This is a genomic window from Neisseria subflava, from assembly GCF_024205705.1.
In the GTDB taxonomy this organism is placed as follows: domain Bacteria; phylum Pseudomonadota; class Gammaproteobacteria; order Burkholderiales; family Neisseriaceae; genus Neisseria; species Neisseria subflava_D.
Map to the genome: position 1 here is coordinate 1,215,592 of NZ_CP073115.1, position 14,213 is coordinate 1,229,804.

General features: G+C 50.6%; 10 protein-coding genes and 1 other RNA gene. 7 read left to right on the forward strand and 4 right to left on the reverse strand.

Going from position 1 to position 14,213, the window contains the following annotated elements; genetic code table 11:
- Window positions 1–40 precede the first annotated feature (40 nt).
- Entirely contained in the window at window positions 41–352 is a 312-nt protein-coding gene (locus KCG54_RS05920; RefSeq protein WP_049323230.1) for a hypothetical protein, read from the forward strand.
- Between the two features lie 167 nt (window positions 353–519).
- On the forward strand, window positions 520–1,737 hold the full coding sequence (locus KCG54_RS05925) for a uracil-xanthine permease family protein (RefSeq protein WP_049323229.1): 1,218 nt from the start codon (window positions 520–522) through the stop codon (window positions 1,735–1,737).
- A gap of 120 nt (window positions 1,738–1,857) precedes the next feature.
- Here KCG54_RS05925 and ffs read toward each other — a convergent pair.
- Window positions 1,858–1,954, reverse strand: an RNA gene (gene ffs, locus KCG54_RS05930) — signal recognition particle sRNA small type.
- Between the two features lie 260 nt (window positions 1,955–2,214).
- On the opposite strand from ffs, the gene KCG54_RS05935 reads away from it, so the two are divergent.
- On the forward strand, window positions 2,215–6,048 hold the full coding sequence (locus KCG54_RS05935; RefSeq protein WP_254324955.1) for a DUF3683 domain-containing protein: 3,834 nt from the start codon (window positions 2,215–2,217) through the stop codon (window positions 6,046–6,048).
- A 169-nt stretch (window positions 6,049–6,217) separates the two neighbouring features.
- On the opposite strand, the gene KCG54_RS05940 is transcribed toward KCG54_RS05935, so the two are convergent.
- The 3 genes from KCG54_RS05940 to KCG54_RS05950 are packed head-to-tail and all read right to left on the reverse strand — an operon-like array spanning window position 6,218 to window position 9,146.
- On the reverse strand, window positions 6,218–7,672 hold the full coding sequence (locus tag KCG54_RS05940; RefSeq protein WP_254324956.1) for a LutB/LldF family L-lactate oxidation iron-sulfur protein: 1,455 nt from the start codon (window positions 7,670–7,672) through the stop codon (window positions 6,218–6,220).
- Window positions 7,669–8,370: a LutC/YkgG family protein gene (locus KCG54_RS05945; protein WP_254324957.1), complete on the reverse strand. Its 702-nt coding sequence runs from the start codon at window positions 8,368–8,370 to the stop codon at window positions 7,669–7,671. Before KCG54_RS05945 ends, KCG54_RS05940 begins: the two co-directional genes overlap by 4 nt.
- Entirely contained in the window at window positions 8,367–9,146 is a 780-nt protein-coding gene (locus KCG54_RS05950; protein ID WP_049323225.1) for a (Fe-S)-binding protein, read from the reverse strand. Before KCG54_RS05950 ends, KCG54_RS05945 begins: the two co-directional genes overlap by 4 nt.
- A 666-nt stretch (window positions 9,147–9,812) precedes the next feature.
- On the opposite strand from KCG54_RS05950, the gene KCG54_RS05955 reads away from it, so the two are divergent.
- From KCG54_RS05955 to KCG54_RS05970, 4 genes are all read left to right on the forward strand, one after another.
- Window positions 9,813–11,723: an alpha-amylase family protein gene (locus KCG54_RS05955; RefSeq protein ID WP_070625303.1), complete on the forward strand. Its 1,911-nt coding sequence runs from the start codon at window positions 9,813–9,815 to the stop codon at window positions 11,721–11,723.
- A 154-nt stretch (window positions 11,724–11,877) separates the two neighbouring features.
- Window positions 11,878–12,702: an amino acid ABC transporter substrate-binding protein gene (locus tag KCG54_RS05960; RefSeq protein ID WP_254324958.1), complete on the forward strand. Its 825-nt coding sequence runs from the start codon at window positions 11,878–11,880 to the stop codon at window positions 12,700–12,702.
- Window positions 12,692–13,408, forward strand: coding sequence for an amino acid ABC transporter permease (locus tag KCG54_RS05965; RefSeq protein WP_254324959.1), 717 nt, complete (start codon window positions 12,692–12,694; stop codon window positions 13,406–13,408). The genes KCG54_RS05960 and KCG54_RS05965 overlap by 11 nt, the downstream gene beginning before the upstream one ends.
- 9 nt (window positions 13,409–13,417) lie before the next feature.
- On the forward strand, window positions 13,418–14,185 hold the full coding sequence (locus tag KCG54_RS05970; RefSeq protein ID WP_254324960.1) for an amino acid ABC transporter ATP-binding protein: 768 nt from the start codon (window positions 13,418–13,420) through the stop codon (window positions 14,183–14,185).
- The last annotated feature ends 28 nt before the right edge of the window (window positions 14,186–14,213 follow it).

The window sequence follows — 14,213 nt, forward strand, 5'->3', positions numbered from 1 at the left end:
TAATCTGCACCTTGACCATCTTATTTCAACAATAAAAATCATGACCATCCAGACCGATTTACTTCACAAAAAAATCAGCAATGAAGATTATCAACGCCTCATTGTCAAACACAGCGAATCTTTCAGCGACGGCGAAATCCGCCTATTGAATGAGATTTTGGAGAAATTTGAATTCGATGTCGTACAGGAACAAGCATTGGCGCAAGCGGTGATGCAGCAGGTGCGCTTTGACCCCAACGCCTACCATATCGACAGCGACGACGAAGACACCACAGGCATCTGCCCCCACTGCATCAATCCGCCCATGCCGCCCCTGCGCGATTATCTGGTTTGGCGCGAAACACGCGGCTAAAAATTTTCCTAATCGATTTTGATAAGTTACTAACCATTCGCTATCGAATAAGGCCGTCTGAACAGGTGTCATCGTTACATCTGTTCAGACGGCCTTTTGTAAATAAATGTTCACAATTAGGATAAATCAGTATAATCTGCGCCGTTTGAATTTTCTTCGGAGCTTTTATGAATCAGCTTAAAACGGCGGTAGCCGGTGCGCAGATTTTGTTTGTCGCATTCGGTGCTATGGTGCTTGTGCCGCTTCTGACGGGACTGAACCCGGCTTTGGCGTTATTGGGTGCAGGCTTGGGCACTTTGTTGTTCCAATTGGTTACCAAACGTAAAGTGCCGATTTTCCTCGGCTCTTCTTTTGCCTTTATTGCACCGATTATCTACTCCATCGGCGAATGGGGCCTGCCTTCTACCATGTTCGGCCTGTTTGCGGCCGGCTTCATGTACTTCGTCTTTGCCGCGCTGATTAGATGGCGCGGTCTGGATGCGGTACACAAGCTGTTGCCACCCGTGGTTATCGGCCCGGTGATTATGGTAATCGGCTTGTCCGTGGCCGCCGCAGCCAGCAGCATGGCAATGGGTCAATCAGGCGGCAAGCAGATCATCGACTATATCGATTCGCTGATTCTGTCCGGCTTTACCTTTGCGGTAACCGTCATCGTTTCTGTCTTCGGCAGCAAAATGATGAAGCTGATTCCGATTCTGATCGGCGTGGCTTCCGGCTATGTGTTGGCTTTAATCATGGGCTTGGTCGATACCGGCGCCATCATCAACGCTCCTTGGTTTGCCGTCCCTCATTTTGAAACGCCTCAAGTCAACTGGCAGGCTGCCTTGTTTATGCTGCCCGTTGCTATCGCCCCAGCCATCGAACACATCGGCGGCATCATGGCCATCGGCAATGTAACTGGCAAAAACTACACCAAAGACCCGGGCTTAGATAAAACCCTCGCCGGCGACGGCTTGGGCGTATGCGTGGCCGGTTTGATCGGCGGCCCTCCTGTAACCACTTACGGCGAAGTAACCGGCGCGGTGATGATTACCAAAAACAGCAACCCCGTCATCATGACTTGGGCGGCAATTTTTGCGATTTGCATGGCGTTTTTCGGTAAATTCAACGCGTTTTTGGCTTCGATCCCCATGCCGGTTATGGGCGGTATTATGTTGCTGCTGTTCGGTACTATCGCTTCTTTGGGCATCAAAACATTGATTGATGCGAAAGTCGATTTGATGCAGCCGAAAAACCTGGTTATCGTCAGCTCCGTATTGACGACTGGCATCGGCGGCATGATTATCAAAGTAGGTACTTTGAGCTTCGCCGGTGTAGGTTTATGCGCCGTATTGGCCATTATCCTGAACTGTGTTTTGCCCAATACAAAATCAGAAGAAGCATAAATAGTTTGCTCATAAACTCAAAGGCCGTCTGAAAATGAGATTTCAGACGGCCTTTTGATCATTACGCTTTATACAATGAAAAATGCCGGAGACTCAATCATCTCCGGCATTTTTGAATAAGGTGGCGAGCCGAACCCCCGGCACTGGCTCATCAGAGTGGGCTGCTGGCTTCCGCCCCTGACCCGGTGTTCCGAATTACCATGCGGGGAGACCCGCCATAGAAGAAACGCATTATAGCGGTTTTACAGAAAAACTCAAGCGATAAAATCTGTCAGGCCGTCTGAAAACCAGTTACACGTCAAGATTGTAAACAATATGTTTCAATTAGAAATCATTCCCATTGAAATGTTTATTGTCTTTTGCATTGAAAAATATCGAAAATTACACTACATTAACACTTCATGCCATCAAGAAGAAATCGTATTTTTCAGACGGCCTTTAATATAAAAACATTATACCTATCAACGGAACTCAACCATGACCACGACTACCGCCCCGCAGCGTATTCGGGAAATTCCCTACAACTATACTTCCTACACCGACCGCGAAATCGTCATCCGCCTGTTGGGCGATGAGGCGTGGCAAATCCTGCAGGACTTGCGCGGACAGCGCAGGACGGGGCGTTCGGCGCGGATGTTGTTTGAAGTGTTGGGCGATATTTGGGTGGTCGTGCGCAATCCGTATCTGGTCGATGATTTGCTGGAGCATCCGAAACGCCGCGCCGCACTGGTGCGGGAAATGCGCCACCGTTTGAACGAAATCCGCAAACGCCGCGACGACAATCCGCAAGTCGATGTGTTGGTGGCGGCGGCAGAAAAGGCGGTTGAGCGTTTTGACGGCAGTTTTGACGAAACGCGCCAAAAGCGGCGGCAGATTTTGGAGCGTTTGAGCAAAATCACCAAGCCGCACAATATTATGTTCGACGGGCTGGCGCGGGTAACGCACGTTACCGATGCGACCGACTGGCGCGTCGAATATCCGTTTGTCGTCGTCAATCCCGATACGGAGGCGGAAGTCGCGCCTTTGGTGCGCGCCTTAATCGAGCTGGATTTGGTCATTATTCCGCGCGGCGGCGGTACGGGTTATACCGGCGGCGCCGTGCCTTTGGATGCAAACAGCGCGGTCATCAATACGGAAAAACTGGACAAGCATCGCGGCGTGGAATTTGTCGAACTAGCGGGTTTAAACGGCAAACATCCGATTATCCATTGCGGCGCGGGCGTGGTAACGCGGCGGGTGGAAGAAACCGCGCATCAGGCGGGTTTGGTGTTCGCCGTCGATCCGACTTCGGCCGATGCGTCCTGTGTGGGCGGCAATGTGGCGATGAACGCGGGCGGCAAAAAAGCCGTGCTGTGGGGGACGGCGCTGGACAACCTTGCCTACTGGCAGATGGTCAACCCGCAGGGCGAATGGCTGCGCATCGAGCGCGTGCGCCACAATTTTGGCAAAATCCACGACGAAGAAACTGCCGTATTCGACGTGCACACGTTAGATTCAGACGGCCTCAATATCGTTAAAACCGAACGCTTGGAAATCCCCGGCCACAAATTCCGTAAAGTCGGTTTGGGCAAAGACGTTACCGACAAATTCTTGAGCGGCCTGCCCGGCGTGCAGAAAGAAGGCACGGACGGCATCATCACCAGCGTCGCCTTCGTGTTGCATAAAATGCCGAAATACACGCGCACCGTGTGTATGGAGTTTTTCGGCACGGTCGCCACCGCTACACCTTCTATCGTTGAAATCCGCGATTTCCTGCTCGCCCACGACAGCGTGCGGCTGGCGGGTTTGGAGCATCTGGACTGGCGTTATGTCCGCGCCGTCGGTTACGCCACCAAAGCGGCGGGCAAAGGGCGGCCGAAAATGGTCTTGCTGGCGGACGTGGTTTCAGACGACGAAGCCGCCGTAGAGGCAGCCGCCGAACACATCTGCGAACTTGCCCGCGCCCGCGACGGCGAAGGCTTTATCGCCGTGTCGCCCGAAGCGCGCAAAACCTTCTGGCTCGACCGCAGCCGCACCGCCGCCATCGCCAAACACACCAACGCCTTTAAAATCAACGAAGACGTGGTGATTCCGCTGGAGCTGCTGGGCGAGTATTCGGACGGTATCGAACGCATCAACATCGAGCTTTCCATCCAAAACAAACTCACCCTGTGCGCCGCATTGGAGCAATATCTTTCCGGCAAACTCCCCATCGACAAGATGGGTACGGACCTGCCGACCGCCGAACTTTTGGGCGAACGCGGCAAACACGCCCTTGCCCACGTTTCCGCTGTCAAAGAACGTTGGGACTGGTTGCTCGCCCATCTGGACACGCCGCTTGCCGACTACAAAGCCCGCTACGGCGCAACCGTCCATGCCGCGCCCGAAGCCAAAGACGACGAGAGCTGTTTCACCGCATTCCGCGACTTCCGCCTGCGCGTGTCCGTCAAAGAAGACGTAATGAAACCGCTCGCCGAAATCTTCAGCGGCAAAACCGACACCAAAATCATCGAAGGCTTGGGCAAGATCCACGCCAAAACCGTGCGCGGGCGTGTCTTCGTCGCCCTGCACATGCACGCCGGCGACGGCAACGTCCACACCAACATCCCCGTCAATTCAGACGACGCCCAAATGCTTCAGACGGCCTACCGTTCGGTCGAACGCATTATGAAGCTCGCCCGCTCGCTCGGCGGCGTGATTTCCGGCGAACACGGCATCGGCATCACCAAGCTCGAATTTCTGACCGATGAGGATTTGCAGCCGTTTTGGAACTACAAAAACCAAGTCGATCCCAAACACACCTTCAACCGTCACAAACTGATGAAAGGTTCGGATCTACGCAACGCCTACACGCCGTCGTTCGAGCTGTTGGCCGCGGAATCGCTGATTATGGAAAAATCAGACCTCGGCACCATCGCCGATTCCGTCAAAGACTGCCTGCGCTGCGGCAAATGCAAACCCGTCTGCTCCACCCACGTTCCGCGTGCCAACCTGCTGTACAGCCCGCGCAACAAAATCCTCGGCGTGGGGCTCTTGACCGAAGCCTTCTTATACGAAGAGCAAACCCGCCGCGGCGTTTCCATCAAACACTTCGAAGAACTCATGGACATCGGCGACCACTGCACCGTGTGCCACCGTTGCGTCAAACCCTGTCCGGTCAACATCGACTTTGGCGACGTTACCGTAGCCATCCGCAACTATCTTGCCGATTCCGGTCACAAACGCTTCGCACCCGCCGCATCGATGGGTATGGCGTTTTTGAATGCCACCGGCCCTAAAACCATCAAAGCCCTGCGCGCCGCCATGATACAGACCGGCTTCCCTGCGCAGAACTTCGCCTACAAAATCGGCAAACTTCTTCCAATCGGCACCAAAAAACAAAAAGCCGAACCCAAAGCCACCGTCGGCACCGCCCCAGTCAAAGAACAAATCATCCACTTCATCAACCGTCCTTTGCCCAAAAGCGTGCCCGCCAAAACACCGCGCTCCATGCTCGGCATCGAAGACGACAAAAGTATCCCCATCATCCGCAATCCTGCCGCGCCCGAAGATGCCGAAGCCGTGTTCTACTTCCCGGGCTGCGGTTCCGAACGCCTGTTCAGCCAAATCGGACTCGCCGTCCAAGCCATGCTCTGGCACGTCGGCGTACAAACCGTCCTGCCGCCCGGCTATATGTGTTGCGGCTATCCGCAAGACGCAGGCGGCAACAAGGCAAAAGCCGAGCAAATGAGCACCAACAACCGCGTCGCCTTCCACCGCATGGCAAACACCCTCAACTACCTCGACATCAAAACCGTCGTCGTCAGTTGCGGTACCTGCTACGACCAGCTCGAAAAATACCGCTTTGAAGAAATCTTCCCCGGCTGCCGCATCATCGACATCCACGAATACCTGCTCGAAAAAGGCGTGAAACTGAACGGCGTGAAAGATCAGCAATACCTCTACCACGACCCCTGCCACACGCCCATCAAAACCATGAACGCCACCCAAATGGCAAGCAGCCTCATGGGGCAAAAAGTCGTCTTAAGCGACCGCTGCTGCGGCGAATCCGGCATGTTCGCCGTCAAACGCCCCGACATCGCCACACAAGTCAAATTCCGCAAACAGGAAGAAATCGAGAAAAACCTCAAAGAGCTGCCACAGGGCGAACCCGTCAAAATGCTCACCACCTGCCCAGCCTGCCTGCAAGGACTGAGCCGCTACGCCGACGACAACAATATGCCTGCAGACTACATCGTCATCGAAATGGCGAAACATATTCTCGGCGAAAACTGGCTGGACGAGTTCGTAAAAAAAGCCAACAACGGCGGCGTAGAAAAAGTGTTGCTTTAAACTTTGTGCTGCAATAAAGGCCGTCTGAAATTCATTTTCAGACGGCCTCTTATTTAATAGAAATAAAAATAAGCTAATGAAATCAATTACTATCAGTCATTCAACACCAGCAATATTCAATAAAAAATAAAACCTGAAGCGTTTATCCCCCAGGTTTTATTTTCAAGCCTTATGCTTTTTCTTGCTGACGTTTTCTTTCTGCCATCATCTCATGCAATGTTTGCTTGGCAGGTTTCATCGGAACATGGTTATTAGTCCAGCTTAACTGCTTGCTTGGCGTCAATGCACGGAATTTGGTAGCCGCCCAACCGAATGCTCGATAAGCCTTACTACCGCTGAAAATGCCGTTAAAGGTTCGCCATGCCATTTGCTCGCCGAAGGTATGTGATGCACCTTGACCACGGATAGGATGAGGAACGGCTTCTGTTGGCGAACGTTGTGCTTCAACACGCAGACGTTGCATTTGTTCGGTAATCGGAATGCGTACCGGGCAAACTTCGACACACGCGCCGCACATGGTACACGCAGTCGGCAGATCGCGTGTCGCATCCAAGCCCAACAAATGCGGAGAGATAATCTCGCCAATCGGGCCGGGATAGGTTGTGCCGTAAGCCGCACCACCGATACGGGTGTAAACCGGACAATGGTTCATGCACGCACCGCAACGGATACATTGCAAGGTACGGCGCATTTGGTCTTCGGCATAGGCTTGGCTACGGCCGTTGTCGAGCAGAACCAAGTGCATTTCTTGAGGACCGTCCAGTTCTTCGCTACGGCGAGGTCCGGTAATCATATTGAAATAAGTGGTAATGTTCTGACCGATAGCTGAACGTGGCAACAGGCTGTACAAAGGCGGTACATCCGACAGCTTCGCAACCACTTTTTCAATACCGGTAATGGCGATGTGCACGGGCGGCACGGTGGTGCTCAAGCGGCCGTTACCTTCGTTTTCCACCAGGCACAAAGTGCCTGTTTCTGCAACGGCAAAGTTCACACCGCTCAAACCGACATCGGCAGTGCTGTAAATATCGCGCAGTGCTTTACGGGCGAAGCCGGTCAGTTGGTCCACGTCGTCAGTTAACGGCGTGCCGAGGTTTTGATGGAAAAGTTCGCTCACCTGCTCTTTGGTCTTGTGAATGGCAGGCATCACGATATGGGTTGGTTTCTCGCCGGCCATTTGTACGATAAACTCGCCCAAGTCGCTTTCAATCGCTTTGATGCCCCGGTCTTGCAGATAATGGTTCAGCTCAATCTCTTCGCTGACCATAGATTTGCCTTTCACCATCAGCTTGCCGTTTTTATCGGTAATGATGTTGTGAATGATTTGGCAGGCTTCGGCCGGTGTTTCCGCCCAGTGGACTTTAACGCCCAACTTGGTCAGGTTTGCTTCTAATTGTTCCAATAATGCAGGCAATTTGGACAAAGAACGTTGACGGACATGCTCACACAGGTCACGCAGGCTTTGCAGCTCTTCTTCATCTGTCAAAACGGCTTTGCGCTTGGTCATCAGCATATCCATCGCCGTACGCAAGCTTTTACGCAAAGGCTTGTCTTTCAAAGAAATCGCGGCGTTTTGCTTGAACGTTTCCGGCTTCATATGGAATTTAATGGTTTGGGAACTCATGCTTTTTCCTCCAAATCGGCAGGGGAAATATGATCAGGCAGAACGGCCAAAACCACCAAATCACGCGGGCCGTGTGCACCATAGGCCAAAGTCAATTGAATATCGGCAGTCTTAGACGGGCCGGAAATCAAAATAACGTTGGTAGGCATACCTTTTTCTACCAGTTTTTCGCCTTCAACAGCATTGTGGAATTCGTTGTACATTTTGCTGGTGTCAAACAGGCAGAAATGCACAGGAGGAACCAAACTTAAACTGCGCGGCTCCAGAGGACTGGACTCCAGCATAATCGTGCCGGTACGGGCAATACCGCATTTAGAGCCGCTAAATCCGGCCTCAATATCGGCAAAGAATTCGTTTTTCCAGTCGTCAATTTTTCGCTCAAAACCGCGCGGTTCAATATCGGTATCAGCCAAAGCTGCACGAGCCAGCTGACCATGTTCTGTTTCCAATGGGAGCAGAATGTTTTTCAAGCCTTTGCCTTCGGCTGCTTGACGGAATACTTGCGGCCAGTTGGATTTGGTAACCCAATAGATTTCAGTTTTGACGGCACGCATGGCAGCCGCCCAATGTTTCAAACGCTCGACATCGTTTGCCCAAGAAACACCCATTTCACGGTAATAATCGAAAACCGGCGGCTCTTCCATCGGCAAGGCATCGGCTTTTTTCAATTTCGCTAAAATATTTTCGCGCGCGCTCATGCTTTACCTCCGGTACGTTCCAACAGGAAAGATGCAATATGTTTCGGACGTGGCATATTAGGTTCGTCTTTGGCAATTTTGCCGCCGATATTCATCATACAGCCGCAGTCCGCGCTGATGATTTCAGTTGCGCCTGTTTCTTTCAGGGCTGCAACTTTGTCGGTTACCATCGCACCGGAAATATCGGCTTGTTTCACAGAGAATGTACCGCCAAAACCGCAGCATTCACTTTCATGGTCGTGAACGATACGTTCAACATTTTCCATGCCGTCAATCAGCTGCCAGCCTGACAAATGGACATTCATCTCGCGACGTGCCGCACAGGAAGTATGAACGGCCACTTTAACCGGCTCGCCTTTATCTTCAGGTTTGTAACCAATCGCCAGCAGGAAGTGGGTAAATTCAATGATACGATTGGCACAATCAATGGCTTTTTGTTCGTACTCGGTGCCTTTGAACAAAGTCGGCCAGTGGTGTTTCATCATACCGCCGCAAGAACCAGAAGGCACGACAATAGGCCAATTTTCAGGGAATAAATCCAGTTGCGCTTTGGCAACATCAAAGGCTTCTTTAGGATGACCTGACGAATAGGCCGGTTGACCGCAGCAGCTTTGCTCCATCGGATAATGGATACGGATGCCCTGTTGTTCGATTAAAGTGATGGCATCCATGCCTGCTTCCGGCATGAAAAGGTCGAGAACGCAAGTACCGAAGAAATAAGCATCGGTTGGCTTGCTGTCGAATACGGTGATTTGTGGTGGTTTGATTGCGCTCATTTTTTTGGAACGGGACAACCCGTTTTCTTGTGTAAAAATAAGATGGGTACTTTAAGTAATTGCTTGTAATGGGTCAAGTCTAATTTTAAAAAATAATATTAAAAAAGCATGACAAACCAGACAGACACCTCTCTCTTATTGATTTGATAATCTACATAATAACCACTATCAATAAAGAAATTGATGGATTCATTTTTTAATGAATGAAACTCGTACATTCTCTCTCTATTTAAAACAGAATAACTGCCTCTTTATAGAATTTTGATTTACATCAGAAGTCATGAACTTAATCTCTATGACACGTTTTTAGACGAAACAAGCAATCCGCTATGCTGTAAATATGTTTCAGACGGCCATATTGGAATAAAAAGATATCTAAGACAATAAAAATAAAAGTTTTTCTCACAAGACTCAGGCCGTCTGAAAGATAAGTTCGTCAAAAGGCCTCTTTCCATCTGCTTAATCCTACTTTTAATCAAAATCAAACACTTAAAAATCATCGTTCCTAACCTTGAAAACCCTTTGCACACTCAAGCACTTCCAGTATCATTGAGACAGTTTCTTGACGCAAAATTACAGTCTTAGCCGCCCACAATCGGCATGGATTTGCAAAAGAAGTGAAACCAAGCTTCAAAACAATTTCACCTTAATTTCGGAGTAGGCATTATGTTGACCCAGACTCAACAGGTTGATTTGACCTTGCATCACCTTAAAGAACGCACCCTATCGATATACACTCCCGAACAGCGTGCAAGCATCGAGGCATCTGAAGACTGGAAACAGTTTGACAGACGACTTGAGGAACACTTTCCAAAACTGATGCACGAGCTGGACAATGTTTACAACAACAACGAAGCCGTCCTCCCCATGCTGGAGCAACTGATTTCCCAAGCATGGCAAAGCTATTCCCAACGCAACTCATCCTTAAAAGATATCGATATCGCGCGCGAAAATGATCCTGACTGGATTTTATCCAACAAACAGGTTGGCGGCGTGTGCTACGTCGATTTGTTCGCAGGTGATCTGCAAGGCTTGAAAGCCAAAATCCCTTATTTCCAAGAATTGGGTCTGACCTATCTGCACCTAATGCCCCCGTTTAAATGCCCTGAAGGCAAAAGCGACGGCGGCTATGCTGTCAGCAGCTACCGCGATGTCAATCCGGCACTAGGCACAATAGACGACTTGCGTGATGTCATTGCCGCCTTGCACGAAGCAGGTATTTCCGCCGTTGTAGATTTCATCTTCAATCACACTTCTAACGAACACGAATGGGCAAAAGGCTGCGCCGCCGGTGATCCGCTCTACGACAACTTCTACTACATCTTCCCCGACCGCTGGATGCCCGACCAATACGACCGCACTCTGCGTGAAATCTTCCCCGACCAACACCCGGGCGGCTTCTCCCAACTGGAAGACGGACGCTGGGTATGGACAACATTCAACTCCTTCCAGTGGGACTTGAATTACAGCAACCCATGGGTATTCCGCGCTATGGCAGGCGAAATGATATTCCTTGCCAACTTGGGCGTTGATATTCTGCGCATGGATGCCGTTGCCTTTATTTGGAAGCAAATGGGCACAAGCTGCGAAAACCTGCCTCAGGCACACGCCCTGATTCGCGCGTTTAACTCCGTAATGCGTATCGCAGCGCCAGCCGTGTTCTTCAAATCCGAAGCCATCGTCCATCCTGACCAAGTTGTCCAATACATCAGCCAAGACGAATGCCAAATCGGCTACAACCCTCTGCAAATGGCATTGTTGTGGAACACCCTCGCCACACGCGAAGTCAACCTGCTCCATCAAGCACTAACCTACCGCCACAACCTGCCCGACCATACTGCATGGGTCAACTATGTCCGCAGTCATGACGACATCGGCTGGACATTTGCCGATGAGGACGCATGGCAGTTCGGTATTCACGGCTACGACCACCGACAATTCCTCAACCGCTTCTTCGTCAACCATTTCGACGGCAGCTTCGCGCGCGGTGTACCGTTCCAATACAACCCAAGCACAGGCGACTGCCGTGTCAGTGGTACAGCCGCAGCATTGGTCGGCTTGGCGCAAAACGATCCATATGCCGTTGAGCGCATCAAACTTTTGTACAGTATCGCTTTGAGTACCGGCGGCTTACCGCTGATTTATCTAGGCGACGAAGTCGGTACGCTCAACGACGACGACTGGTCGAACGACAGCAACAAGAGTGACGACAGCCGCTGGGCACACCGTCCTCGTTATGATGAAGAGTTGTATAAACAACGCCATGACGGCTCGACCACTGCCGGTCAAATCTTCCAAGGTTTGCGCCATATGATTTCCATCCGCCAAAGCAATCCGCGCTTTAATGGCGGCAGATTGGTCACCTTCAACACCAACAACAAACACATCATCGGCTATATGCGCAACAACGCGCTTTTAGCATTCGGCAACTTCAGCGAGCATGCGCAAACCATCAGTGCGCACACCCTGCAGGCCATGCCGTTTAAAGCACACGATTTAATCAGCGGTCAAACCATTTCTCTGAATCAGGATTTAGTACTGCAACCCTATCAAGTCATGTGGCTTGAAATTGCATAAGCCGAAATTTTGATACACCACTCAAGGCCGTCTAAACAAATCAGCGTTCAGACGGCCTTTTAAGGCATAAGATGTATTTTGTATTTTGGGTAGTTTCGCTTAGAATGCATGCTTTAATACCAGATGACACACTAAAAATCAGGAGTAAAAATCTATGTTGAAAAAATTCGTACTCGGCACCATCGCTGCAGTAGTTTTGGTTGCTTGCGGCGGTGAAGGCAGCAACTCAGCTTCTTCTGCACCAGCCCAATCCGGCGCGGCCTCCGGTTCTCTGATTGAGCGTATCAACAACAAAGGTACCATCACAGTCGGTACGGAAGGCACTTACGCACCCTTCACCTACCACGACAAAGACGGCAAATTGACCGGCTACGATGTCGAAGTAACCCGCGCAGTCGCCGACAAACTGGGCATCAAAGTTGAATTTAAAGAAACACAATGGGACTCTATGATGGCAGGTTTGAAAGCCGGCCGTTTTGACGTGGTTGCCAACCAAGTCGGCCTGACCAGCCCTGAGCGTCAAGCGACTTTTGACAAATCCGAGCCTTATAGCTGGAGCGGTGCCGTATTGGTTGCCCGTAAAGACAGCAACATCAAATCCATTGACGACATCAAAGGCGTAAAAACCGCACAATCCCTGACCAGCAACTATGGCGAAAAAGCCAAAGCAGCAGGAGCTGAACTCGTACCGGTAGATGGCTTGGCGCAATCTCTGACCCTGATTGAACAAAAACGTGCCGACGCAACCCTGAACGACGAATTGGCGGTATTGGACTACCTGAAGAAAAACCCAAATGCCGGCGTACAAATCGTTTGGTCTGCCCCTGCTGACGAAAAAGTCGGCTCAGGCCTGATTGTCAATAAAGGCAATGATGAAGCATTGGCTAAATTCAGTACTGCCATGACTGAGCTGAAAGCCGACGGCACGCTGAAAAAACTGGGCGAACAATTCTTCGGAAAAGACATCAGTGTTAAATAATTTCCTTGCTTCTCTGCCGTTTATGACGGAAACACGCGCTGATATGCTCATCAGCGCGTTTTGGCCTATGGTCAAAGCCGGCTTCGCAGTATCTTTGCCTTTGGCGATCGCTTCTTTCGTTATCGGCATGATTATTGCCGTAGCCGTTGCTTTGGTGCGAATCATGCCCTCCGGCAGCGTTTTCCAAAAATGCTTGCTGAAGCTGGTTGAATTTTATATTTCCGTCATTCGCGGTACGCCGCTTTTGGTGCAGTTGGTCATCGTATTCTATGGTTTACCTTCCGTCGGCATCTATATCGATCCGATTCCTGCCGCCATCATCGGCTTTTCGCTCAATGTCGGCGCATACGCTTCCGAAACCATACGCGCAGCAATTTTGTCCGTACCTAAAGGCCAATGGGAAGCCGGTTTCTCCATCGGCATGACCTATATGCAGACTTTCCGCCGCATTATTGCGCCACAGGCATTCCGCGTTGCCGTACCGCCTCTGAGCAACGAGTTTATCGGTTTGTTCAAAAACACCTCGCTTGCCGCCGTGGTAACGGTAACCGAGCTTTTCCGTGTTGCCCAAGAGACAGCAAACCGTACTTATGACTTTTTGCCCGTTTATATCGAAGCCGCATTGGTTTATTGGTGTTTCTGTAAAGTGCTGTTTCTGATTCAGGCGCGTTTGGAAAAACGTTTCGACCGCTATGTCGCCAAATAAGGAGTTGTCATGATTAAAATCCGCAATATCCATAAGACCTTTGGCGAAAATACCATTTTGCGCGGCATCGATTTGGATGTCGGCAAAGGACAGGTGGTTGTTATCTTAGGCCCGTCCGGCTCAGGCAAAACGACGTTTTTACGCTGTTTAAATGCTTTGGAAATGCCTGAACAAGGTCAGATCGAGTTTGACAATGCGCAGCCGTTAAGCATCGATTTTTCCAAAAAACCAAGCAAACACGATATTTTGGCACTGCGCCGCAAATCCGGCATGGTATTCCAACAATACAACCTCTTTCCGCACAAAACTGCGTTGGAAAACGTCATGGAAGGGCCGGTTGCCGTACAAGGCAAGCCTGTCGCCAAAGCGCGTGAAGAGGCTGTCAAATTGCTTGAAAAAGTCGGTTTGAGCGATAAGATTGACCTCTACCCCTACCAGCTTTCCGGCGGTCAACAGCAGCGTGTCGGCATTGCCCGAGCATTGGCGATTCAGCCTGAATTGATGCTGTTTGACGAACCAACTTCCGCGCTTGACCCTGAATTGGTGCAAGATGTTTTGGATACCATGAAGGAATTGGCACAAGAAGGCTGGACCATGGTTGTCGTTACGCATGAAATCAAATTTGCCTTGGAAGTGGCAACCACCGTCGTCGTGATGGACGGCGGCGTTATTGTCGAACAAGGCAGCCCGCAAGATTTGTTCAATCATCCCAAACATGAGCGGACACAAAAATTCCTGCGCCAAATCCGTGCGGATAATACCGATCTTCAAATTTAATTGAAACAACAGACAATTTGAAAGCATT

Coding starts and splice junctions, on each gene's coding strand:
- KCG54_RS05950 (WP_049323225.1), bottom strand. CDS start 9,146: ATGAGCGCAATCAAACCACCACAAATCACCGTATTCGACAGCAAGCCA.
- KCG54_RS05960 (WP_254324958.1), top strand. CDS start 11,878: ATGTTGAAAAAATTCGTACTCGGCACCATCGCTGCAGTAGTTTTGGTT.
- KCG54_RS05955 (WP_070625303.1), top strand. CDS start 9,813: ATGTTGACCCAGACTCAACAGGTTGATTTGACCTTGCATCACCTTAAA.
- KCG54_RS05935 (WP_254324955.1), top strand. CDS start 2,215: ATGACCACGACTACCGCCCCGCAGCGTATTCGGGAAATTCCCTACAAC.
- KCG54_RS05970 (WP_254324960.1), top strand. CDS start 13,418: ATGATTAAAATCCGCAATATCCATAAGACCTTTGGCGAAAATACCATT.
- KCG54_RS05940 (WP_254324956.1), bottom strand. CDS start 7,672: ATGAGTTCCCAAACCATTAAATTCCATATGAAGCCGGAAACGTTCAAG.
- KCG54_RS05925 (WP_049323229.1), top strand. CDS start 520: ATGAATCAGCTTAAAACGGCGGTAGCCGGTGCGCAGATTTTGTTTGTC.
- KCG54_RS05920 (WP_049323230.1), top strand. CDS start 41: ATGACCATCCAGACCGATTTACTTCACAAAAAAATCAGCAATGAAGAT.
- KCG54_RS05945 (WP_254324957.1), bottom strand. CDS start 8,370: ATGAGCGCGCGCGAAAATATTTTAGCGAAATTGAAAAAAGCCGATGCC.